Annotated in this window: 26 protein-coding genes and 1 other RNA gene; 13 read left to right on the top strand and 14 right to left on the bottom strand. The window is 62.0% G+C overall.

What is annotated here, in order from left to right; translation table 11 throughout:
* The first annotated feature begins 69 nt into the window (after positions 1 to 69).
* The 3 genes from pyc (at position 70) to EOB36_RS18860 (ending at position 4,568) form a co-directional block, all read left to right on the top strand.
* The gene (gene pyc / locus EOB36_RS18870) at positions 70 to 3,528 is read left to right on the top strand and encodes a pyruvate carboxylase (RefSeq protein WP_128285433.1); all 3,459 of its coding nucleotides are present in this window, start codon (positions 70 to 72) and stop codon (positions 3,526 to 3,528) included.
* Positions 3,529 to 3,800: 272 nt separating this feature from the next.
* A complete protein-coding gene (locus tag EOB36_RS18865; protein ID WP_023800031.1) occupies positions 3,801 to 4,061 on the top strand; it encodes a DUF2312 domain-containing protein in 261 nt (86 codons plus the stop codon).
* 51 nt (positions 4,062 to 4,112) lie between these two features.
* Positions 4,113 to 4,568, top strand: coding sequence for a hypothetical protein (locus EOB36_RS18860; protein ID WP_127205690.1), 456 nt, complete (start codon positions 4,113 to 4,115; stop codon positions 4,566 to 4,568).
* Between the two features lie 22 nt (positions 4,569 to 4,590).
* Here the strand turns inward: EOB36_RS18860 and EOB36_RS18855 are convergent, their stop codons facing one another.
* A complete protein-coding gene (locus EOB36_RS18855) occupies positions 4,591 to 5,100 on the bottom strand; it encodes an arsenate reductase ArsC (RefSeq protein WP_127205689.1) in 510 nt (169 codons plus the stop codon).
* A 216-nt stretch (positions 5,101 to 5,316) separates the two neighbouring features.
* Here EOB36_RS18855 and EOB36_RS18850 point away from each other — a divergent pair, with 216 nt between their 5' ends.
* Positions 5,317 to 5,655 carry a hypothetical protein gene (locus tag EOB36_RS18850; RefSeq protein WP_126104504.1) on the top strand — a complete coding sequence of 113 codons (339 nt, stop codon included), beginning with the start codon at positions 5,317 to 5,319 and terminating at the stop codon, positions 5,653 to 5,655.
* Positions 5,656 to 5,685: 30 nt separating this feature from the next.
* Here the strand turns inward: EOB36_RS18850 and msrB are convergent, their stop codons facing one another.
* From msrB to EOB36_RS18815, 7 genes are all read right to left on the bottom strand, one after another.
* Positions 5,686 to 6,090, bottom strand: a complete 405-nt coding sequence (gene msrB, locus EOB36_RS18845; protein WP_095487465.1) for a peptide-methionine (R)-S-oxide reductase MsrB — start codon at positions 6,088 to 6,090, stop codon at positions 5,686 to 5,688.
* Between the two features lie 108 nt (positions 6,091 to 6,198).
* Positions 6,199 to 6,996, bottom strand: coding sequence for an MBL fold metallo-hydrolase (locus EOB36_RS18840; RefSeq protein ID WP_127205688.1), 798 nt, complete (start codon positions 6,994 to 6,996; stop codon positions 6,199 to 6,201).
* 32 nt (positions 6,997 to 7,028) lie between these two features.
* Entirely contained in the window at positions 7,029 to 8,219 is a 1,191-nt protein-coding gene (locus EOB36_RS18835; protein ID WP_127205687.1) for a VWA domain-containing protein, read from the bottom strand.
* Positions 8,220 to 8,228: 9 nt separating this feature from the next.
* Complete coding sequence (locus tag EOB36_RS18830) at positions 8,229 to 8,633, bottom strand: type II toxin-antitoxin system HicB family antitoxin (protein ID WP_206637182.1); 405 nt, start codon at positions 8,631 to 8,633, stop codon at positions 8,229 to 8,231.
* A gap of 9 nt (positions 8,634 to 8,642) precedes the next feature.
* Positions 8,643 to 8,852 (bottom strand): hypothetical protein, encoded by a 210-nt coding sequence (locus EOB36_RS18825; protein ID WP_128285432.1) that lies wholly within the window; start codon positions 8,850 to 8,852, stop codon positions 8,643 to 8,645.
* A gap of 46 nt (positions 8,853 to 8,898) precedes the next feature.
* The gene (locus EOB36_RS18820; RefSeq protein WP_128285431.1) at positions 8,899 to 9,345 is read right to left on the bottom strand and encodes a GNAT family N-acetyltransferase; all 447 of its coding nucleotides are present in this window, start codon (positions 9,343 to 9,345) and stop codon (positions 8,899 to 8,901) included.
* 65 nt (positions 9,346 to 9,410) lie between these two features.
* A complete protein-coding gene (locus EOB36_RS18815; protein WP_128285430.1) occupies positions 9,411 to 10,274 on the bottom strand; it encodes a LysR family transcriptional regulator in 864 nt (287 codons plus the stop codon).
* 139 nt (positions 10,275 to 10,413) lie between these two features.
* Between EOB36_RS18815 and EOB36_RS18810 the strand changes: the two genes are divergently transcribed.
* The gene (locus EOB36_RS18810; protein ID WP_128285429.1) at positions 10,414 to 11,982 is read left to right on the top strand and encodes an MFS transporter; all 1,569 of its coding nucleotides are present in this window, start codon (positions 10,414 to 10,416) and stop codon (positions 11,980 to 11,982) included.
* Positions 11,983 to 12,041: 59 nt separating this feature from the next.
* On the opposite strand, the gene EOB36_RS18805 is transcribed toward EOB36_RS18810, so the two are convergent.
* Complete coding sequence (locus EOB36_RS18805; RefSeq protein ID WP_127205683.1) at positions 12,042 to 12,881, bottom strand: MoxR family ATPase; 840 nt, start codon at positions 12,879 to 12,881, stop codon at positions 12,042 to 12,044.
* 182 nt (positions 12,882 to 13,063) lie between these two features.
* Here EOB36_RS18805 and ssrS point away from each other — a divergent pair.
* The 4 genes from ssrS to EOB36_RS18785 all read left to right on the top strand — a co-directional run bounded on the left by ssrS (position 13,064) and on the right by EOB36_RS18785 (position 15,648).
* A non-coding RNA gene (gene ssrS / locus EOB36_RS18800) (6S RNA) lies at positions 13,064 to 13,219 on the top strand.
* 97 nt (positions 13,220 to 13,316) lie between these two features.
* Complete coding sequence (locus EOB36_RS18795; RefSeq protein WP_126104513.1) at positions 13,317 to 13,904, top strand: 5-formyltetrahydrofolate cyclo-ligase; 588 nt, start codon at positions 13,317 to 13,319, stop codon at positions 13,902 to 13,904.
* 82 nt (positions 13,905 to 13,986) lie between these two features.
* On the top strand, positions 13,987 to 14,811 hold the full coding sequence (locus tag EOB36_RS18790) for a YmdB family metallophosphoesterase (RefSeq protein ID WP_126104514.1): 825 nt from the start codon (positions 13,987 to 13,989) through the stop codon (positions 14,809 to 14,811).
* Between the two features lie 72 nt (positions 14,812 to 14,883).
* The gene (locus EOB36_RS18785) at positions 14,884 to 15,648 is read left to right on the top strand and encodes a TerC family protein (protein ID WP_095487453.1); all 765 of its coding nucleotides are present in this window, start codon (positions 14,884 to 14,886) and stop codon (positions 15,646 to 15,648) included.
* Between the two features lie 29 nt (positions 15,649 to 15,677).
* On the opposite strand, the gene EOB36_RS18780 is transcribed toward EOB36_RS18785, so the two are convergent.
* From EOB36_RS18780 to EOB36_RS18770, 3 genes are read right to left on the bottom strand one after another with little or no spacing between them, the layout of a single operon-like run.
* Positions 15,678 to 16,145: an SRPBCC family protein gene (locus tag EOB36_RS18780; protein ID WP_095487451.1), complete on the bottom strand. Its 468-nt coding sequence runs from the start codon at positions 16,143 to 16,145 to the stop codon at positions 15,678 to 15,680.
* A gap of 28 nt (positions 16,146 to 16,173) precedes the next feature.
* Positions 16,174 to 16,536 (bottom strand): hypothetical protein, encoded by a 363-nt coding sequence (locus EOB36_RS18775; protein ID WP_095487449.1) that lies wholly within the window; start codon positions 16,534 to 16,536, stop codon positions 16,174 to 16,176.
* 16 nt (positions 16,537 to 16,552) lie between these two features.
* Positions 16,553 to 17,035, bottom strand: a complete 483-nt coding sequence (locus tag EOB36_RS18770; RefSeq protein ID WP_095487447.1) for an SRPBCC domain-containing protein — start codon at positions 17,033 to 17,035, stop codon at positions 16,553 to 16,555.
* A gap of 51 nt (positions 17,036 to 17,086) precedes the next feature.
* On the opposite strand from EOB36_RS18770, the gene EOB36_RS18765 reads away from it, so the two are divergent.
* From EOB36_RS18765 to EOB36_RS18755, 3 genes are all read left to right on the top strand, one after another.
* Positions 17,087 to 17,410: a metalloregulator ArsR/SmtB family transcription factor gene (locus tag EOB36_RS18765; protein ID WP_095487445.1), complete on the top strand. Its 324-nt coding sequence runs from the start codon at positions 17,087 to 17,089 to the stop codon at positions 17,408 to 17,410.
* 224 nt (positions 17,411 to 17,634) lie between these two features.
* A complete protein-coding gene (locus EOB36_RS18760) occupies positions 17,635 to 18,384 on the top strand; it encodes a YebC/PmpR family DNA-binding transcriptional regulator (RefSeq protein ID WP_023800014.1) in 750 nt (249 codons plus the stop codon).
* A gap of 61 nt (positions 18,385 to 18,445) precedes the next feature.
* The gene (locus EOB36_RS18755; RefSeq protein WP_128285428.1) at positions 18,446 to 18,772 is read left to right on the top strand and encodes a SelT/SelW/SelH family protein; all 327 of its coding nucleotides are present in this window, start codon (positions 18,446 to 18,448) and stop codon (positions 18,770 to 18,772) included.
* A 31-nt stretch (positions 18,773 to 18,803) separates the two neighbouring features.
* Here EOB36_RS18755 and EOB36_RS18750 read toward each other — a convergent pair whose 3' ends face one another.
* Complete coding sequence (locus EOB36_RS18750; protein WP_128285427.1) at positions 18,804 to 19,283, bottom strand: anthrone oxygenase family protein; 480 nt, start codon at positions 19,281 to 19,283, stop codon at positions 18,804 to 18,806.
* Between the two features lies 1 nt (position 19,284).
* Complete coding sequence (locus EOB36_RS18745) at positions 19,285 to 20,118, bottom strand: NAD(P)H-binding protein (RefSeq protein ID WP_128285426.1); 834 nt, start codon at positions 20,116 to 20,118, stop codon at positions 19,285 to 19,287.
* Between the two features lie 125 nt (positions 20,119 to 20,243).
* Between EOB36_RS18745 and EOB36_RS18740 the strand changes: the two genes are divergently transcribed.
* Positions 20,244 to 20,857: TetR/AcrR family transcriptional regulator (locus tag EOB36_RS18740; RefSeq protein ID WP_164897551.1), on the top strand; the 614-nt coding region annotated here is incomplete at its 3' end.

The raw sequence follows: 20,857 nt of genomic DNA, 5'->3' as shown, positions 1-20,857 counted from the left end.
TTGCGCTGCAGCATTTTCGCGTTAATCATGGCGCCAGTTTCCTTCCCGTCAGCGTCCGGAGCCTTGTCCTTGGCAATCACGAAAATCCTTGTCGCCAACCGGTCCGAAATCGCCATCCGCGTCTTCCGCGCGGCCAACGAGCTCGGCCTCAAAACCGTGGCGATCTGGGCCGAGGAGGACAAATACTCGCTGCACCGCTTCAAGGCCGACGAAAGCTACCAGGTCGGGCGCGGGCCGCATCTGACCAGGGATATGGGACCGATCGAAAGCTATCTGTCGATCGAGGAGGTGATCCGCGTCGCCAGGCTTTCGGGCGCCGATGCCATCCATCCGGGCTACGGGCTGTTGTCGGAAAGCCCCGAGTTCGCCGAAGCCTGCGCCAAGGCCGGCATCATTTTCATTGGACCCAAGCCGGATACGATGCGCAGGCTCGGCAACAAGGTCGCCGCGCGTAACCTGGCGATAGAGGTTGGCGTGCCGGTAATTCCCGCCACCGAACCGTTGCCGGACGACATGGAGGCGGTGAAGACGCTCGCCAAAACGATCGGCTATCCGGTGATGCTGAAGGCATCGTGGGGCGGCGGCGGCCGCGGCATGCGCGCCATCCGCTCGGAAACCGACCTCGCCCGGGAAGTGACGGAGGGCAAGCGCGAAGCGAAAGCCGCCTTCGGCAAGGACGAGGTCTATCTCGAAAAGCTGATCGAGCGCGCCCGCCATGTCGAGGTGCAGGTGCTGGGCGACACGCACGGCAATGCCGTGCACCTGTTCGAGCGCGATTGCTCCATCCAGCGTCGCAACCAGAAGGTGGTCGAGCGCGCGCCGGCGCCGTACCTCGAAATGTCACGGCGCGAGGAACTCTGCGATTATGCGCTGAAGATCGCCCGCGAGACGAGCTATATCGGCGCGGGAACGGTCGAGTTCCTGCAGGATGCCGACACCGGTAAATTCTACTTCATCGAGGTCAACCCGCGCATCCAGGTCGAGCACACCGTCACCGAGCAGGTGACCGGCATCGACATCGTCAAGGCGCAGATCCACATCCTCGATGGTTTCGCCATCGGCACGCCGGAATCGGGCGTGCCGGCGCAGAAGGATATCAGGCTCAACGGCCACGCGCTGCAGTGCCGCATCACCACGGAAGATCCCGAGCACAATTTCATTCCCGACTATGGCCGCATCACCGCCTATCGCGGCGCCACCGGTTTCGGCATCCGCCTCGACGGCGGCACCGCCTATTCGGGCGCGGTCATCACCCGTTTTTATGACCCGCTGCTGGAGAAGGTGACGGCCTGGGCACCGACGCCGGCCGAGACCATCGCCCGCATGAACCGGGCTCTGCGCGAGTTCCGTATTCGCGGCGTGGCGACCAATCTCACCTTCCTCGAGGCGATCATCAATCACCCGAGTTTCGCCGACAATTCCTACACGACCAAGTTCATCGACACGACGCCGGAGCTGTTCGCGAGCGTGAAGCGGCAGGACCGCGCGACCAAGCTGCTCAATTATCTGGCCGATGTCAGCGTCAACGGCCATCCCGAGACGCGCGGCCGGCCGCAGCCGAAGGCCGACGCGGCGGCACCCATGGTGCCCTACCTCAATGGCAATGTGCCTGATGGCAGCAAGCAGAAGCTCGACGCGCTTGGGCCGGAGAAATTCGCGGCCTGGATGCGCGCGCAGAAAGAGGTGCTGGTTACCGACACGACGATGCGCGACGGGCACCAATCCTTGCTCGCGACGCGCGTGCGCACCTATGACATCGCCGGCATTGCCGGCACCTATGCGCGCGCGCTGCCGCAGCTTTTGTCGCTCGAATGCTGGGGCGGGGCGACGTTCGACGTCGCCATGCGCTTCCTCACCGAAGACCCGTGGGAGCGGCTGTCGCTGGTGCGCGAGGCAGCGCCCAATTTGTTGCTGCAAATGCTTTTGCGCGGCGCCAACGGCGTCGGCTACACCAACTATCCCGACAATGTGGTCCAGCATTTCGTCAAACAGGCCGCCGCCGGCGGCATCGACCTGTTCCGCGTCTTCGACTGTTTGAACTGGGTCGACAACATGCGTGTCGCCATGGACGCGGTCGGCGCCGAGGGCAAGCTGATCGAAGCGGCGATCTGCTACACCGGCGACATACTCGACCCGGCGCGAGCCAAATACGACCTCAAATACTATGTCGCGCTGACCAGGGAGTTGCAGGCGGCCGGCGCCCATATCATCGCGGTCAAGGACATGGCCGGGCTCTTGAAGCCGACGGCGGCGCGCGCACTGTTCAAGGCGCTGCGCGAGGCGACCGATCTGCCGATCCACTTCCACACGCACGACACGTCAGGCCTGTCGGCGGCGACGGTGCTGGCGGCGGTGGACAGCGGTGTCGACGCCATTGACGCGGCGATGGACTCCTTATCGGGCAACACCTCGCAGCCTTGCCTGGGCTCGATCGTCGAGGCGCTGAAGGGCACCGAGCGAGATCCGGGCCTCGACCCGCAATGGATTAGGAACATCTCGTTCTACTGGGAGGCGGTGCGCAACCAGTATGCAGCCTTCGAGAGCGACCTGAAGGGGCCGGCCTCGGAAGTCTACCTGCACGAAATGCCAGGCGGGCAATTCACCAATCTCAAGGAACAGGCGCGCTCGCTCGGGCTGGAGACGCGCTGGCACGAAGTGGCGCAGACCTATCACGACGTCAATCTGATGTTCGGTGACATCGTCAAGGTGACGCCGTCGTCCAAGGTTGTCGGCGACATGGCGCTGATGATGGTAAGTCAGGACCTGACGGTCGCCGATGTCGAAAATCCAGCCAGGGATATCGCCTTCCCGGATTCGGTCGTGTCGATGCTGCGCGGCGATCTCGGCCAGTCGCCCGGCGGCTGGCCGGAGGCGCTGCAGAAGAAGGTGCTGAAGGGCGGTAAGCCGATCACTGTGCGACCTGGCTCGCTGTTGAAAGCAGCCAATCTCAAGGCCAGCCGCAAGGAGATCGAGGAGAAGCTCGAGCGCAAGCTTAGCGAATTCGAATTCGCCTCGTGGCTGATGTACCCGAAGGTTTTTTCCGACTTTGCCGCAGCCCAGGAAACCTACGGGCCGGTCAGCGTGCTGCCGACGCCGACCTATTTCTACGGCATGAAGCCGGAAGACGAGATCTTTGTCGACATCGAGAAAGGCAAGACTCTGGTGGTGCGCTGCCTGGCCATCGGCGATGTCGACGAGAAAGGCATGGTCACCGTGTTCTTCGAGCTCAACGGCCAGCCGCGCCGGATCAAAGTGCCGGATCGCGCGCATGGTGCTTCCGCCGCCAAGGCGCGGCGCAAGGCCGAGCCGGGTAACGAGGCGCATGTCGGCGCGCCGATGCCGGGCGTGGTCTCGGCACTTGCCGTCGCCGCCGGCCAGGCGGTCAAGGCCGGCGACGTGCTGCTGTCGATCGAGGCGATGAAGATGGAGACGGCATTGCATGCCGAGCGTGACGGCACAATCGCCGAAGTGCTGGTGAAGGCCGGCGACCAGATCGACGCCAAGGATCTGCTGATCGCATTCGGGTAAGGTGCGTTGATATTCAGGTGATGCCGGCCTGCAAACGCCAGCTGCCTGCGCTTCCGGTGCTCACGTACTTAAGTACGCTCCGCTCCGGTTCTCGGCAGCCACCGTTTTCGGCTCGGCCTGACCTGAATCTCAACACACCTTGGGGTGTGCCTAACCCTTCATGCCGCATCGATAACAGCTTGACCGGTCGCCCCCGGTCGGGCATCGAACCGCTGCAAATTCGCCGCGACACGTTCCTGAGTCGCGGCATGGAAAACGACGCGGAGAAAAAAATGGCCGACGACATCACCGAGACCAGCCAGACTGTTGCCGCCGGCCAGCTGCGTGCCTTCATCGAGCGCATCGAGCGGCTCGAAGAAGAGAAGAAGACGATCGCCGACGACATCAAGGAAGTGTTCGCCGAGGCCAAGGGCACCGGCTTCGACACCAAGGCGATGCGGTCGATCATCCGTCTGCGCAAGAAGGACCAGGCCGAGCGGCAGGAGGAGGAAACCATCCTCGACCTCTACAAAGCCGCGCTCGGCATGGTGTAAGGCTGGTAACAGCCCTGGGCGCCGGTTGCGGCACCCTCAATGGGTCGAAGCATGAGCGAATTCGACTTTGGCGTCCGCCGCGCCTCTGAATTCCGCCAACGCGGCTTCTGGACGCTGTTCGCGGAACGGCATCCGGAAGAAAGGGCGCTGATGGCGCGGCGCGGACCCTGGTTCTGGCAGCGCGGGCTGCCCGACTTCGCGTTGGTCCTTTCCATGTATGTCGCGCCGGCGCAGAACCATGTCGGCGTCTTCTTCGGCCGCAACGAGAAGTTCGGTGCCACGGAAGCCTGGTCGCGGTTGAAGCCGTTCCAGCCGGCGATCGAAGACAGGTTGAAGCTCAGGCCGGAACAGAGTTGCGAGGGCCTCGGCATCAATTCGCTGTGGCGGGTGAACTGCTTTGCCGAGGACAATTGGCCCGCCATGGCCGACTGGCTGGTGACGGAAGCATCGCGTTTCGAGCGCGCCGTTGCCGGGGTTCTGGGCGAGGGTGGCGAAGCCGGTTCGTGAATTCGCGTCGCAGCCGCTTGAGCTAGTTCGGCTTCGGCGTGTCGCGGCCGATCTGTTCGAGATGGTGTTGCAGCGCCAGATGGTCGAGCGCATCCATCGGCAGATTGGTGAACAGCGAGATGCGGTTGTTGAGCATGCGATAGGCATCGGCAAAGGCAAGGTGCAGCTCGGCCTCGGTGCCGTCTGCCTTGGCTGGGTCCGGTATCGACCAGAGCGCGGTCATCGGATGACCCGGCCAGATCGGACATGATTCATTCGCGGTGCTGTCGCAAAGCGTGAAGATGAAGTTCATTTCCGGCGCGTCGGGTTCGGCAAACTCGTCCCAGCCTTTCGAACGGGCGAAGCTCGTATCGTAGTTGAGGCTTTCGAGCAGCTGCAGTGCGTAGGGATTGACCTTGCCCTTCGGCTGCGAGCCGGCGGAAAAGGCCTTGAACCTGCCGGCACCGAGCCGATTGAGGATGGCTTCTCCCATGATGGAGCGCGCTGAATTGGCGTTGCAAAGAAACAGCACGTTGTAGACATTATCGCTCATCTGAAGACCTCCTTGGCAGGCGACTGGATGATGGGGGCGGCAGATTCCGGCAATTTATCTCTGCCAAGATGCCGGCAAGGGCGACGTAGAAAGGTTTCACGACCGTTTGATGACAATCTGTCAAATCATATGCTTGCGTGCCGATGATCGACTTGCGTTGACAGGCTTGCTGCGTTCGACATTTCTGCGGCTGTCGAAAGAGAGAAGGCCGCGCCTATGAGTGCTCCCTTCGAAGGCGAAGGCGGTGAGGCAAGCCGCGCTCTGGGCTTCTTCCGCTCGCGCTGGCAAGGCACGGCCCCGCTCGATCGGCTGTTCTGGCGCGATCTTGTCCTTGTCGGCACGGCGATCAACATCGCAGTGTCGGTGCTGGCGCTGATCTTGCTCGGGCTAAAGCTGCCGCTCGCTCTCGTTCTGGCGGTGCATTTCGCGCCGGTGCCGTACAACTTCTTTCTGACTTTTGCGGTGTGGCGGACCGCCGAGAAATCCCCCAGCATCAAGGCTTCGCTGATGACGCTGGGGGCTGTGCTGTGGCTGATACTGGTGGTGGTGGTCTGACAGGACAGTGCTGCCAACGTCGAATTCCAGTCAGGCAGCCGGCTCGAATTTCAGCGCGACGCCATTGATGCAATAGCGCAGGCCGGTCGGGGGCGGACCGTCCTCGAAGACGTGGCCGAGATGGCTGCCGCAGCGAGCGCAGTGGCATTCTGTGCGGACCATGCCGTAGCTGCGGTCGACGGTCGTCTCGACCGAACCGGGCACCGGGTCGTTGAAGCTCGGCCAGCCGGTGCCGCTCTCGAATTTCAGCTTGGACTCGAACAAGGGCTGGTCGCAGCCGACACAGGAAAAGGTGCCGGCGCGCTTCTCGTGGAGCAAGGCGCAACTGCCTGGCCGCTCGGTGCCGTGGTTGCGCATCACCGCATATTGCTCTGGCGACAGGCGCGCGCGCCATTCGGCATCGGTACGGGTGACTGGGTAGGTATGGCTATCCATCTTTTTGCCTCTTAGCTCATGCCGCTGTTTGGGTTGCCTTCCCAAGTTCGCCTAAAATAGGCATTCGTTACGGCGTTTGCCCATATTTTCGATGCCGCGAAGAATTCCTCAGGCGATCGCCGCGAGATACCGCGCAACCGACGCTGCAAATGCCGCCTTTGCGTCTCCGAGGACGTTCTGGTTCCACCATGCGCCATAGATATGGTCGAACGCGAAAGGCTCCAGCGCGGCCTTGATGCCGAGCACTTTCGCCGCATTGAGCGGGATGTAGTTCGGGTAGCTGTACATGAAGCTGACATGGCGGCGCGTAGGCGTCACCTGCAAGATGTCGCCGGCCAGGATGGCGTCGCCGCCGTCGCGCTTCCAGTGCAGCACCTGGCCGCCGGAAAAGTGGCCGCCGCAACGGATAAGTGTCAGCGAGGGGTTTAGGGCGCGCGTCTCGCCTTCCCAACTGATAACAGCCGGATGCGGCCGCATGATCCACTTGCGATCATCGGCGTGCAGGTAGATCGGCACGCCGCCAAACGCTTCGCTCCACTCGACCATTGCCGAATAATAATGGCAGTGCGAAATGGCGATCGCGGTCAGGCCGCCCCGTCGGTTGATTTCGGCCACGGCCTCGTCATTGACCATCGAGATGCAGTCCCACAGCACATTGCCGTGCGGCGTTTGCGCCAGCAGCGCCCGCTGACCGATGGCGAAGCGCGGCTCGATGCCGAAGGCGAGCACGCCGGCGTCGTCTTTCATCACGATCCGATGCCCGGCAGCGAGTTCCTCCGGCGTGATCCAGGCCTGGCCCTCCCAGCGCACATATTGCCGCTCGTCCTCGCAGATCGGGCAATGGTCCGGCGGCGCGGCTGTTGCCGCGAATTGGACGCCACACTGCAGGCAAAGGAAACAGGTCATCGGCCTTCCTGTCTTGCGTTCCGAAAATCCACTCAGTGCTTCCTTGAAAGCTGTTTCGTCGCGGCTTCGAGCCCGGCGAGCGTCAGCGGAAACATGCGGCCGCCGAAGATATCGCGGATCATGGCGATCGAATGAGTATAGCCCCAGTGTTTCTCATTTTCCGGGTTGAGCCATACCGCGTTTGGCCATTGCTGCAGCAGGCGGTTGAGCCAGACGACGCCGGCTTCCGGATTCCAATGCTCGACCGAGCCGCCGGGATGCGCGATCTCATAGGGGCTCATCGAGGCATCGCCGACGACGATCACCTTGTAGTCCGGGCCGTATTTGTGGAGGAGGTCGAAGGTCGGGATCACCTCCGCATGGCGGCGGCGATTGTCCTTCCAAACGCCTTCGTAAAGGCAGTTGTGGAAGTAAAAGTATTCGAGCTGGCGGAATTCGGCGCGGGCAGCCGAAAACAGCTCTTCGACGCTTTTGATGTGGTCGTCCATCGAGCCGCCGACATCGAAGAACATCAGCAGCTTCACGGCATTGCGCCGCTCGGGCCGTGTTTGCACGTCGAGATAGCCATGTTCGGCCGTGGCGTGGATGGTGCCGGGCAGGTCGAACTCCTCCTCGGCGCCTTCGCGCACCCAGCGGCGCAAGCGCTTCAGCGCGATCTTTATATTGCGGGTGCCGAGCTCGACGGCATCGTCGAAATTCCTGAATTCGCGCTTGTCCCAGACTTTCACCGCGCGGCGGTTGCGGCTCTCATGCTGGCCGATGCGAACGCCTTCGGGATTGTAGCCATAGGCGCCGAAGGGCGATGTCCCGCCGGTGCCGATCCATTTCGAGCCGCCCTGATGCCGGCCCTTCTGTTCCTCAAGCCGTTTTTTCAGCGTTTCCATCAGCTTTTCGAAACCACCCATCGCCTCGATCAGCTTTTTTTCTTCATCGGTCAGGTGCTTTTCGGCAAGCCGCCGCAGCCATTCCTCCGGAATGTTCTCGACGTCGACCGCGTTTTCGCCAGCCAGCGCTTCGACCCCCTTGAAGATATGCGAAAAGACTTGGTCGAAACGGTCGATGTGGCGCTCGTCCTTCACCAGTGCCGAGCGGGCGAGATAGTAAAAACCCTCGACGTCATAGTCGACCAGCCCCGCCTCCAGCCCTTCCAGCAGCGACAGATATTCCCGAAGCGAGACCGGAACACGCGCTGCCTTCAGTTCGAGGAAGAAGGGAATGAACATCGTACGACTTTATCTGTGACCTTCGATCTTCTCCCGTGCGGCGCTGGCGATGAAAGCGGAACGCGTGAGGCCGCGTCGGCTCGCTTCGGCATCGATTGCCGCCAAAAGGCCTGCGTCGAGCGACAGATTGGCCCGGACAGGCCGGCCGGAATCGATCAGCACGGGGATCATCACGGCAGATTCGCCGGCAGCGCTATCGATTTCGCCCAGTCGGAGCAGATCTGCCACCGTGCGCGCGGCGGGCAGGGGCAAGTGCTTCGCCATTCGTGCCTCGGCCCATTCGCGAACGGCGGAAGTCGCATCGGCTATCGCCTCCTCGGGACTTGCGCCACCGCCGTGACACCCGGGAAGATCGGGCACCCGCACCCCCCAGACATCATCTGCGCCGTCAAGAATTCCGACATAGTGCATCATGATTCGTCCCTAAATCCATCCAGCAAGCCGGGCGATCGACCGCGCGACACCCAGAGATTGTTCGCGATGCCGCGGCACGATGATCATGATCTCCGGCCTCTCCGGATGCTCATACTTCTCATACTTGCCGCCGCCTACGTTCACCCAGCTATCGCGTAAAAGCCTCGTGACGATCTTGCGTGTGTTGGTCTCGATCAGTGGCACGGGCAGTCTGATCATGCGCAATATATTGCGCAACAGCAGCTATTTCAATCGTCGGCAGCCATCACATCAAATCATATTCGATGAAGCCCGTGCGCCGCGCCACGTGGTCGTAGAGCTTGCGCGCGGTGGTGTTGGTCTCGTGCGTCATCCAGTAGACGTTCTTGACGCCGATCTTGCCGGCTTCCTGCTTCACCGCCTCGATCAGGGCGGCGCCGACGCCCTTGCCGCGCACATCCGGGTCGGCAAACAGGTCCTGGAGATAGCAGTTGTTTACCTGGGACCAGCAGGAGCGATGATAGAGATAGTGCGTCAGGCCGACCGCCTTGCCGTCGAGGGTGGCGATGAAACCTTTCGGCTCGAACTCGCCTGCCGTGAACAGGCGCTTCCAGGTGACGGCGTAGACGTCCTCCGGCAGCTTGGTTTCGTAAAAGGTGAGGTAGGCGGTCCACAGACGTTGCCAGTCGGCATGGTCGGATTGTGCCAGTGGGCGGACGGTGATCTCGGTCATTTCATTTCCCTCTGAGGTCTGCAACCCGATCCATCCAATAGAATCGGCATCACGAATATCTTTGCCTATCCCGCCGGCAAATTATACTCGCGAAAAGCGGTCGCGAGCATGCGCAGCGCCTCTCGTGCCCGCGGTGCCAAAGCGTGCGAGTGCAAAACGATCTCCGAAGACGGAATTGGCGGCAGGCCGAGTTTGCGGCCCACGTCGACAAGGCCGGGGGGAACGACACGGTGGGCGAGGGCGGCAATGGCGAAACCGGCCGATACCGCGATGTTGACGGCCGCGCCGCCACCGCCCACGAAAGCCTCACTCCAGGCGATGCCTGCCCTATCCAGCGCCTCGACCGCCCTCAGGCGGTCCGGGCAGTTGCATACGGTGCTTAAAAGAGCCAGGCGCAATGGCGTTCCGGGCCGCCATTCGAAGGCAGGGGCCGCGAACCAGCCATAGTGGGTGCGCGACAAGGCTTCGCCGCGTCGGATGTCATCTTCCTGGTGCACGATCACAGCGTCGAGCTCGCCGCGATCGAAAGCTCCTTCCAGCATGGAGCTGGTGTCGATCCTTATGTTGAGCGCGAGCGACGGATCATGGGCATGAAGCTGGGCTATCAGTGTGGAAAGCTTAGGCCCCGCGACATGATCGACAAAGCCGAGAGCAAGCCGACACGGCGCTGCGGAAAACTCCGCGACGGCGCGTTCATGGGCGGCAAGGAATTCACGGGCCGCGGGAAGGAAGACCGCTCCCCTTGCGGATAGAGCCACACGGCGCGGGGTCCGTTCGATCAAACGCGCGCCGAGCTTTTCTTCGAGCCGGCGCAGCTTGACGCTGATCGTCGCCTGGGTGCTCCCCATCGCGGCAGCCGCCCGGGTGAAGCTCTGCAGGTCGGCCACCATGACGAAGGTGCGCACGGCGTCGACATCAAGGCTAGTCATCGCGATCATTCCATTTTGTCATTTCTGAAATAGAAATGCATAGCCTTTTTTCATAGTCAAGGCTCGTCTATGTCATGTCGGCCGCAGTTAAGGGCGCCGCTCGCAGCCCCTGTGAATGCTCCGATGGAAAGTGATCGATATGACGTTTCAAATTGACCGAAACACCGTTGCACTCGTGGGCGCCTGCCTTGCCTCGCTGCTGTTCGGCCTCGAAATCTCCAGTGTGCCGGTGATCCTTCCGAAACTGGGAAGCGTGCTCGCCGCCGACTTCAAGGATCTGCAATGGATCATGAACGCCTACACCATTGCCTGCACCACGGTGTTGATGGCGACGGGAACATTGGCCGACCGTTTCGGCCGCAAACGCGTGATGGTGATCACCACCGTCGCCTTCGGCTTCACCTCTCTGCTGTGCGGCTTCGCACCGAGCGCTCCATTTCTAATCATCGCGCGCTTTCTGCAAGGTCTCGCGGGGGGCGCGATGTTCACCTGCAGCGTGGCGGTGCTGTCCCACCAGTTCCAAGACGGCAGTCAACGCGGCAAGGCCTTCGTCGCGTGGAGCATCGTCTCGGGCATCGGGCTCGGTTTTGGTCCCGCCATTGGCGGGTTGATCGTGACGCTGTCGAGCTGGCAATGGGTGTTCCTCATCCATGTGCCACTCGCCATTCTTGCCCTGGTCTTCATCGGCGCCGGTGTCACCGAATCATCCGATCGCAACGCCCAGAAGCTTGACCGGACCGGCATCCTGACGCTCTCGCTTGCGGTGCTCGGCTGCTCCTATCTGATCACGCAAGGGGCCGATCTCGGCGCTGGCGCCCGCATCGGCGTGACAAGCGCGGCCGTGCTGGCCTTCATCGCGTTCCTTGTTGCCGAAAAGATCAATCCCTATCCGATGTTCGATTTCTCGGTATTCCGCATTCGCCAGTTTTCGGGAGCGATCATGGGCGGCATCGGCATGAACTTCAGCTACTGGCCGTTCATCATCTATCTGCCGATCTATTTTTCGGGAGTGCTCGGCTACGACAGCACCACGACCGGCCTGTTGCTGCTCGTCTACACGCTTCCCCTGATGCTGATGTCCTCGATCGCCGAGCGCTTGCGCGCCCGCTATCAGGCGCGGGTGGCAATCCCGCTCGGGTTGCTGACATTGGGGATCGGTTTCATCGCCATGTGGATAGGTTCCGGGCTCGACGGAGCCAACTGGCTGACCATGCTGCCCGGCACGCTGATTGCCGGCATCGGCATCGGCCTGACCAATTCGCCAACCACCAACACCACGACCGGCTCAGTGTCGCCGGATCGTGCCGGCATGGCTTCGGGCATCGATATCAGCGCGCGCTTGATCACGCTCGCCATCAATATCGCGGTGCTGGGCTTGCTGTTGACGCAGGGGATCGTTTCTTATCTGCGCGACGCATTGGGCACGGCCTTGGATCCCAATGAACTGCGCGCGCTGGCGGAGAAGATCGCCGCCGGAAATCTCGATGGCCTGTCGCAATACTCGCCCAAGCTCGCGACACTCGATCCGTCCGGCGCCATCGCGCATGCCGCTTTGGTCAACGGTTTTGGCTGGGTCATGCTCTATAGCGGGATCGGCGTTCTTGCTCTTGCCGTCATCAGCTTCTTCATCTTCGGCCCCAAAAATGTCGCGCTGCAGGAGGCAAGAGGCCATCATACTGCTCACAGCGCAGGCGAAGCCCGCTCGTAGCGACGGCCTCCCAGCTCGGCGTCAGAGGCCGAGTTCCTGCGGCCCAGGATGACCGCCTCTCACCCCTGCCGTCTCGCCATGAAGGCCAGTCGCTCGAACAGATGCACGTCCTGTTCGTTCTTCAAAAGCGCACCATGCAATTTCGGCAGCGCGTTCTTCGGGTCGGCGCGCAAATCCTCAGGCGCGATGTCGTCGGCGACCAAGAGCCTGATCCAGTCCAATGCCTCGGAGGTCGACGGCTTCTTCTTCAGGCCCGGCACGTCGCGGATCTCGTAGAACTGGGTGAGCGCGGCACGCACCAGGTTCTGCTTGATGCCGGGATAGTGCACGTCGACGATCCTATGCAGCGTGTCGACGTCGGGAAAGCGGATATAGTGGAAGAAGCAGCGACGCAGGAAGGCGTCCGGCAGTTCCTTCTCGTTGTTGGAGGTGATGATGACGATCGGCCTGACTTCGGCGCGGATCGTTTCGCCAGTCTCGTAGACGAAGAACTCCATCCTATCGAGTTCCTGCAACAAATCGTTGGGGAACTCGATATCGGCCTTGTCGATCTCGTCGATCAGAAGCACCACCTTATTGGCCGTTGCGAAGGCATCCCACAGCTTGCCGCGCTTGATATAATTCCTGATGTCGTTGAAGCGCTCGTCGCCGAGCTGGCTGTCGCGCAGCCGCGAGACAGCGTCATACTCGTAGAGGCCCTGCTGCGCCCTTGTCGTCGACTTGACGTGCCATTCGATCAGCTCGAGGCCGAGCGCTGCCGCCACTTGCCTCGCCAGCTCGGTCTTGCCGGTGCCGGGCTCGCCCTTGACCAGCAATGGCCGCTCCAGCGCGATTGCCGCATTGACCGCCACCATCAGGTCCTTGTCGGCGACATAGGCCGCCGTGCCTTCGAAACGCATTCTTGCTCCTCGGTTTTTCATAGCAACCGTAAGGAGACGGTCCAGCCTGTGCAAGGCGCAGCAGCGAGGGCACGGTGAAACCTCATGCTGCGCAGCTCCCAGGCGGGTCTTTGTGACGAATTAAGCCGCGGAGCATGGCCGTCTCTCTGGCGCTTGGCCGATCGCCAGCCTATATTGGTTGTGACGGTCTGCGCTTCCCGGCAGGAGAACATTTTCCCCGGGGCCTTAATGATCCCTAGGGAGCTGTCCCTGGGAAGACCCGTGGGTTTTCTCATACGGCGCCCACCTACTTTGTAGGTTCCCGGGATCGCTCTCTCCACCGGTTGTGTGGATCGTCACTCGACGCAAAAGATCCACTCAAATTCGGTGGATCATGCGGTGGAAAACGTCGCTCCTAAAACTCCAATCAGATCCGACCTTTTCTACCTTGGCCCCATGACCTCTCCAAAAGAACTGAAAAGACATCTCCGCAAGGAAGCACTCGGACGCCGCGACGCGCTCGATCCGTTCTGGCGTGTGGAGGCAGCGCTCGAAATGGCCGAGACGGCGCGGGACAGCATTGCGATAGAGCCTGGCCAGATCGTCTCCGGCTTCTGGCCGATGCGCTCGGAAGTCGACGTCCGGCCGCTGATGTTTGCCTTGCGCGAAAACGGGGCACGGCTTTGCCTGCCTGCCATTCTCGACAAGACCACCATCGTCTTTCGCGAACTGGTGCGTGGGGCGCCGATGGTCGATATGGGGTTCGGCACCGTCGGGCCGCATGAGGAGGCCGAGGTGCTTGATCCCCAGGTGATGCTGGTGCCGCTCGCGGCTTTCGACGCGCGCGGCCACCGCATCGGCTACGGCGCCGGTTATTACGACCGCGCGATCGCGCGGCTGGTCGACAAGGGGCAGCCGCCCCGGCTGATCGGGATTGCTTTCGACTGCCAGGAGGTGGCGCTGGTGCCGGACGAGCCGCACGACATGGTCATCCCGGAAATACTCACCGAGAACGGGTTGCGCCAGTTCGCGCCGAAATTGTAGATAAGTTCCTGGACGCATGGTCTTTTCCGAAAGTCATGCAGCTTTTGTGCTTCGTTGACCTTTGGTTCGGGATCATGTTTAGATGAGACTTCTCTTCCTCGGCGATATGGTCGGCAAGACCGGGCGCACGGCAGTGTGGGAACAACTGCCCGGCCTGATCTCAGATTTCAAACTCGACTTCGTCATCGTCAATGGTGAGAACGCCGCCGGCGGCTTCGGCATCACCGAAGAGATCTTTCGCGAGACGATCTCGGCGGGCGCCGATGTCGTCACCACCGGCAATCATGTCTGGGACCAGCGCGACGCGCTGGTTTTCGCGCCGCGCGAGGAGCGCTTCCTGCGTCCGTCCAATTTCCCCAAGGGCACGCCGGGCCGCGGCTCCGGCGTCTACATCGCCAGGAATGGCGCGCGCGTTCTGGTCACCAACATCATGGGCCGGGTGTTCATGCATCCCGAACTCGACGACCCGTTTCAGGCAGGTGAGCGCGAGCTTGCCGCCTGTCCGCTCGGCGAGCAGGCCGACGCGGTGGTCATCGATTTCCATGCCGAGGCGACGTCTGAAAAAATGTGCTTTGCGCATTTCGTCGACGGCCGTGCCAGTCTCGTCGTCGGCACCCACACGCACCAGCCGACCGGCGACCACCATATCCTCAATGGCGGCACCGGCTATATCTCCGACGCCGGCATGTGCGGCGACTATGATTCCTCGCTTGGCATGGATAAGGAGGAGCCGCTCAACCGGTTTCTGTCAAAGGTGCCGAAAGGGCGCTTCGAGGCGGCGACCGGCCCGGCGACATTGTGCGGCGTCGGCGTCGACATTTCGGATCGCAGCGGCCTGACCGAGCGGATTGCGCCGTTTCGCCGCGGGCCGCGGCTGGAGGAAACCGCACCATCCTTCTGGTCATGACATTGATATAAGCGATGTAATACCTAACTGCCGGCTACGCCTGCTTCAGATCGTAAAGAGGGGACGACCTCCATGCAGCTCATCGAATTCCTGGCGCCACATTTCGCCTTTGTCTCCGATCCGACCGCGTGGGTCGCGTTGCTGACGCTGATCGTGCTGGAGGTCGTGCTCGGCATCGACAATCTGATCTTCATCTCGATCCTCACCAACAAATTGCCGGAGGCACAAAGGGCCCGCGCCCGGCGGCTCGGCATTTCTGCCGCGCTGATCATGCGGCTGGTACTGCTTGCCACCATCTCGATCATCGTCCAGTTGACGGCGCCGGTATTCACCGCTTTCGGCCATGGTTTTTCCTGGCGCGACCTGATCCTGATCGCTGGCGGCCTGTTCCTCGTCTGGAAGGCGACCAAGGAGATCCACCACACGGTCGATCTCGAGGATCATCAGGACACGATGATGGGCCAGACGCTGCAGCTTTCACTGGCCGGCGCGATTTTCCAGATCCTGCTGCTCGACCTCGTCTTCTCGATCGATTCGATCATCACCGCGGTCGGCATGACGGACGAGATTGCCATCATGTACATCGCCGTCATTGTGGCGGTCACCGTGATGATGCTGGCGGCCGGGCCGCTCGCCGACTTCATCGCCAAGAACCCCAGCATCGTCATGCTGGCGCTCAGCTTCCTGCTGATGATCGGCATGACGCTGATCGCCGACGGCATGGGCTTCCATGTGCCGAAGGGCTACATCTACGCCGCCATGGGTTTTTCCGCCCTTGTCGAGGGTCTCAACATGCTGGCGCGACGCCGGAGGAAGGCAAAGGCTGGCGGGCACTGAGATCGGGCGCTTAGGGACGCCGGTGCGTTTTAACTCGCAGGCACCCCCTTCGGGTGACGGTCGCCGATCAGGCCAAGCGTCAGGCCTTGCTCCAGCCACGCCTTGGCGCCGGCGAGCACCAACGCGAAGCCATCGGTCGAGCCGATCGCCTGCTTGACCTGCTCGTCGGCACTGCCGGCAAAGCCGAAATTGCGAACTTCGACGAAGGTCGTGCCGCCGGGCATCTCGGTAAAGGTCCAGACCACCGTGGTCGGCGGATCGCTCCATTGCATGACGATCTTTTCGTTCCTGACGAATTCGCTGACCGTGACCGGCGTCGAGACGCCGTACATGCGCCATTCCCAGCGAACCTCCTTGCCGCTGTCCAGCCTGCCGCTGCCATGAGTGAACCAGAATTTCGTCGTGATCGCCGGATCGACGATGGCTTCGAACATTTCTGCGACCGGCCGCCGGATCAGCATGCCGGCTTCGGCGGTCGGTGTCTCACGGATTTCCATATCGTCCTCCTTTCCGAACAGGCCTCCGTCACCAGGCGTCGGGTTCGCGCACCATGTGAACGATGTTGGCCGGGTTGGTGATCCAACCGCCACGAAAACCCTCACCCAGCGCCTCAATGGCGTCGCAGCGCACGATACCGGCCTTGGCGAGATGATCGGCTGCGGCCGGAAAATCGTCGGTGAACAGTTCCAGCCAGATTTCGGCCTGGCTCAGCATCGGCGCTTCGTCGATCCATAGGCGATTGGGGCCGAGTTCGAAGCCGATAGCCGGCGCCTTGGCCGTGAACGGCTTCAGGCCGACGACGTCCCGGTAGAAGGCGATCGTGTCCTGGTACTGGTGTGGCGGCACTTTCATGGCGATGTTGATGCCGCCGGTGATCTTCGCAGTCATCCTTTCCTCCGTCTTCTCAGATATTGTCTTCGCTGGCCGGTTCACCCTTCATCTCGCTGCGGTAATAGCCGTCGCGCAAATTGATGCCGTATTCGACATAGGCCTTCATGCAGGCCAGCATCTGCGACCAGCCCTCGCAATTGAGGTAAGACTTCTTCAGACCGACGGCGTCCTCGTGCCAGCCGGTCTCGGCGATGGTGACGAAGGTGCCGCCATCGTCCAGCGGTTCGAAATTCATCTCGATGCGCGTCTTGTAAGCCGGCTTGCCGTCGGCGTCGGTGGCGTCCCAGCGCAGTACGATGCGGCTGTCTTTTTCCACCTGGTCGACCTCGACCGGGACCTTGCCCCACCAGACGACGCCGGCGCCTGCCACCAGCGGCGCGCTGGCGCCGCCGATCGTGGTGAAATAGCCGCTGAGCTTGGTCGGATTGACGACTGCGTCGAAGACCTCGGCGACCGGTTTGCCGATGCGGCCCGAAACTCTGAATCCAAGAGACATATCCACAGCTCCTTCCTTGATCAGGCCGATATTATGTTATAAAAATATAACATGTCAAGCAAAGCGCAGGACGACAATGTTTTCAAGGCGCTGGCGCATCCGCGCCGGCGTGCGCTGCTGGACGAGCTGAAGGACGCGCCGCGGACCACCGGCATGCTGTGCGATGCCTTTCCAGACATGGACCGCTGCACCGTCATGCTGCATCTGAAAGTGCTGGAAGAAGCCGACCTAGTCGTGGCGCGGCGCGAGGGCCGCGAACGCTGGAACCATCTCAACGCGCTGCCGATCAAGCAGATCCACGACCGCTGGATCAGCCAATACGCCACGCACGCGATCAGCATTCTCGACCGGCTGAAATCCGATCTGGAAGAATGAATGGCCGCAGGAATGCAGCTGGCGGGCGCTTTGCGCACCGCGCTTACGGCGCGGCTGGACGAATTGAGCCGATTTATCTATAAGCCGGCCATTCCGAGATAGAGCGCCGTACGTCCATCCGGACGCACCAGGGACGTTCTGAAATTTTGAATTCGAGCATTTTGGCAAAAGGCGAGGTGACACCTCGCTGCAGGATGCTCTGCCAAGAAGACGACAGGGGTGCCATGGCTGGCCATTCACAGTTCAAGAACATTATGCACCGCAAGGGCCGCCAGGACGCGGTGCGGTCGAAAATGTTTTCCAAGCTGGCGCGCGAAATAACCGTCGCCGCCAAGAGCGGCACGCCGGATCCGTCGATGAACCCGCGCCTGCGCTTGGCCGTGCAGAATGCCAAGGCGGTGTCGATGCCGAAAGACAATATCCAGCGCGCCATCAACAAGGCATCAATGGGCGACGCCGAGACTTACGAAGCCGTGCGCTACGAAGGCTACGGACCCGGTGGCGTCGCGCTCATCGTCGAGGCGCTGACTGACAACCGCAATCGCTCGGCGTCGAATGTGCGCGCCGCCTTCACCAAGGCCGGCGGGGCGATGGGGGAAACCGGCTCGGTGTCGTTCATGTGGGACCGTGTCGGCGAGATCTTCTATCCGGCGTCAGTCGGCAGCGCCGAGAAGGTCATGGACGCGGCGATCGAGGCCGGCGCCGACGACGTCCAGTCAGACGAGGAAGGCCACACGATCTATTGCGCCTTCGAGAATCTCGGCGAGGTGTCGAAGGCGCTGGAAGGCGCGCTCGGCGAGGCAGAGTCGGTGAAGCCGATCTGGAAGCCGCAGACCAACATTGCGGTCGACGAGGAGCGGGCACAGTCGCTGATGAAGCTGGTCGCGACGCTCGAGGACGATGACGACGTGCAGAGCGTCTACGCCAATTTCGAGGTCGACGACGAGACCATGGCGAAGCTCAGCGCGGCATGAGCGGAACTCAGCCAGACATGAGCGGAGCTCAGTCCGAGATATGAGCGGAGCTCAATCTGACATGACCGAAAAGCCGCTGCCGACCATCCGCATCACCTATTGCACGCAGTGCCAGTGGTTGCTGCGGGCCGGCTGGATGGCGCAGGAGCTGCTCTCGACCTTCGGAACGGATCTGGGCGAGGTCACGCTGGTGCCCGGCACCGGCGGCATTTTCACCATTTCCTGCAACGACACGCTGGTCTGGGACCGCAAGCGCGACGGCGGCTTTCCCGATGCCGCAAAGCTCAAGCAGCTGGTTCGCGACGTGATCGATCCGGACCGCGATCTCGGCCATGCCGATCGCAAGGGCCACAAGTCAAAAGATCCGACATCTAGGGACCCTGCCTGACGCAGGGTCTTTTGCGTTTCTACCCCTGCATTCACCGCCATGCCATGATGAAGCAGCCCAGAGCTGCGATGGCGGTGATGGTGCGGACATGGTTCCACATCACCCAGTCCCTGAGATAGGTGGTCCACACCGCGGCGCCGTTGGCGCTTGCCGGATCGACGGCGGCCAGAGCGTTGTTGAGCGGCACGTTGAAAATCATGGTCACGATCAGGTTGCCGACGAGATAGATCAGGGCACCAGCGAGAAGCCACAACGAACCCGGCTGGTTCCAGCCGAGGATGGCGCCGACGGCGAGGGCGAGGCAGATCAGCCCTGTGCCGAAAAGCGCGGTCATGAATATCGGCGTCACCGCGGTGACGTTGATCGAATTCATCGCGGCGATGCCTCCCGCGGCAGGCATGCGGGCGAGGCCCGGCATGACGAAGCTGGAAAAGGCGAAGAAGACACCAGCGACGACGCCCGAGCCGAGCGCGGCGACGAAGGTGAGGGTGGGAAGCAGTTTCATGATCATGTCAGTTGCTCCAGATGCCGGTAGCGGCGGTTTCGGTTACATAGGCGGAAAAATCTTTTGGGGCGCGGCCGAGCACGCGCTGGACGCCGTCAGTCAGCGCCTCGTTGCGGCCGTCGAGCACCTCGGTGAACAGCTCGTTAAGCAGCCAGGCGAACTCGGCCGGCAACTCGTACCCGGCTATCGCGGCGGTGAACTCGGCATGCGAAATCCTGACAAACCGGATGTCACGACCGCTCGCCTTGCTGATCTCGGCGACCGCGTCGGCGAAGCTCAGCAGCCGTGGCCCGGTCAGTTCGTAAAGCTGGCCGATATGGCCTTGCTGGGTAAGCACCGTCACGGCGGCGTCGGCAATGTCGTCGGCGTCGACGAACGGTTCTCCGACATTGCCGACCGGCAAAGCCACCTCCCCGGCGAGCAGCGGATCGAGCAAAAAACTCTCGCTGAAGTTCTGGGAAAACCAGGCGCAGCGCAGGATCGTCCAGTCGGCGCCTGAGACTTTCAGCATCTCTTCGGCACGTTGCGCTTCCGTTTCGCCGCGCCCCGACAGCAGCACCAGCCGGCGCACACCGCGCTCCACGGCAAGGTTGGCGAAGGCGCCGACCGCTTCGGCCGCACCGGGCACCGCAAGATCAGGATAGTAGCTGATGTAGACGGCACCGACACCATCAAGCGCAGGTTCCCAGGTCGTGTCGTTTTCCCAGTCGAAGGGCGGCGTGCCCGAGCGCGAGCCGATCCGCACCGGCAGGCCCTGCGCCGCCAGCCTGTCCGCGAGACGACGGCCGGTTTTGCCTGTGCCGCCGAGGATCAAAGTCGGTTTTTTCGCTGTGTCGTTCATGGTGGTTCTCCTTGCTTGAAAACATGAGTCTTACTCACATTTGCAAAACGTGATAAACCCTCGTATTTTACGAGTCAAGCCAGTTTGTTGGCCAATTTTGTTGGATCATTCGCCAGGAGACAGTGATGGAAGGCTCGACCGTATCGGGTTCACAGGATGGCCAGATCGCATCGCCGCGCCGGGCGCCAAGCCAGCAGCGCAGCCGCGAGCGGGTCGAGCGGATGCTGGCCGCCGCCTCCGCGTTGATCGCCGAGCAAGGCAGCGATGCCATGCGCATGGGCGAAGTGGCGGAGCGGGCCGGTGTGTCGATCGGTTCGCTCTACCAGTTCTTCCCGGACAAGCGGGCAATCATCTGGGCACTGGCCGAGCGCCACACCGCCGAAAGCCAGGCCTGCATCTCAGCGGCGCTGGCAGATGTCATCGATGCCGAAGGGCTGCGGCGGGCATTTTCGGAGCTGGTGGATATCTATTACCGGCTGTTCCTAGCGTCGCCTGTCATGCGCGACATCTGGTCGGGCACGCAGGCCGACAAGGCGCTGCGCGAACTCGAGCTCGCCGACAGCCGGGCCAACGCTGACTTCCTCACCGCCGTGTTGAAGCGGCTGCGGCCTGCCGCCGATCCGGCGGCGTTGGAAACGACGGCATTTCTCATCTGGCAGATGGGCGAGGCCACCATGCGGCTGGCAATCTCGGTCGAGCGGCAAGAAGGCGACGACCTGGTCGCCGCCTACAAGCGCAT

It is taken from the genome of Mesorhizobium sp. M6A.T.Cr.TU.017.01.1.1, assembly GCF_004023115.1.
GTDB lineage: Bacteria > Pseudomonadota > Alphaproteobacteria > Rhizobiales > Rhizobiaceae > Mesorhizobium > Mesorhizobium mediterraneum.
Note: the sequence above shows the minus strand (reverse complement) of the source record. Positions and strands in the feature narration are given on the sequence as shown.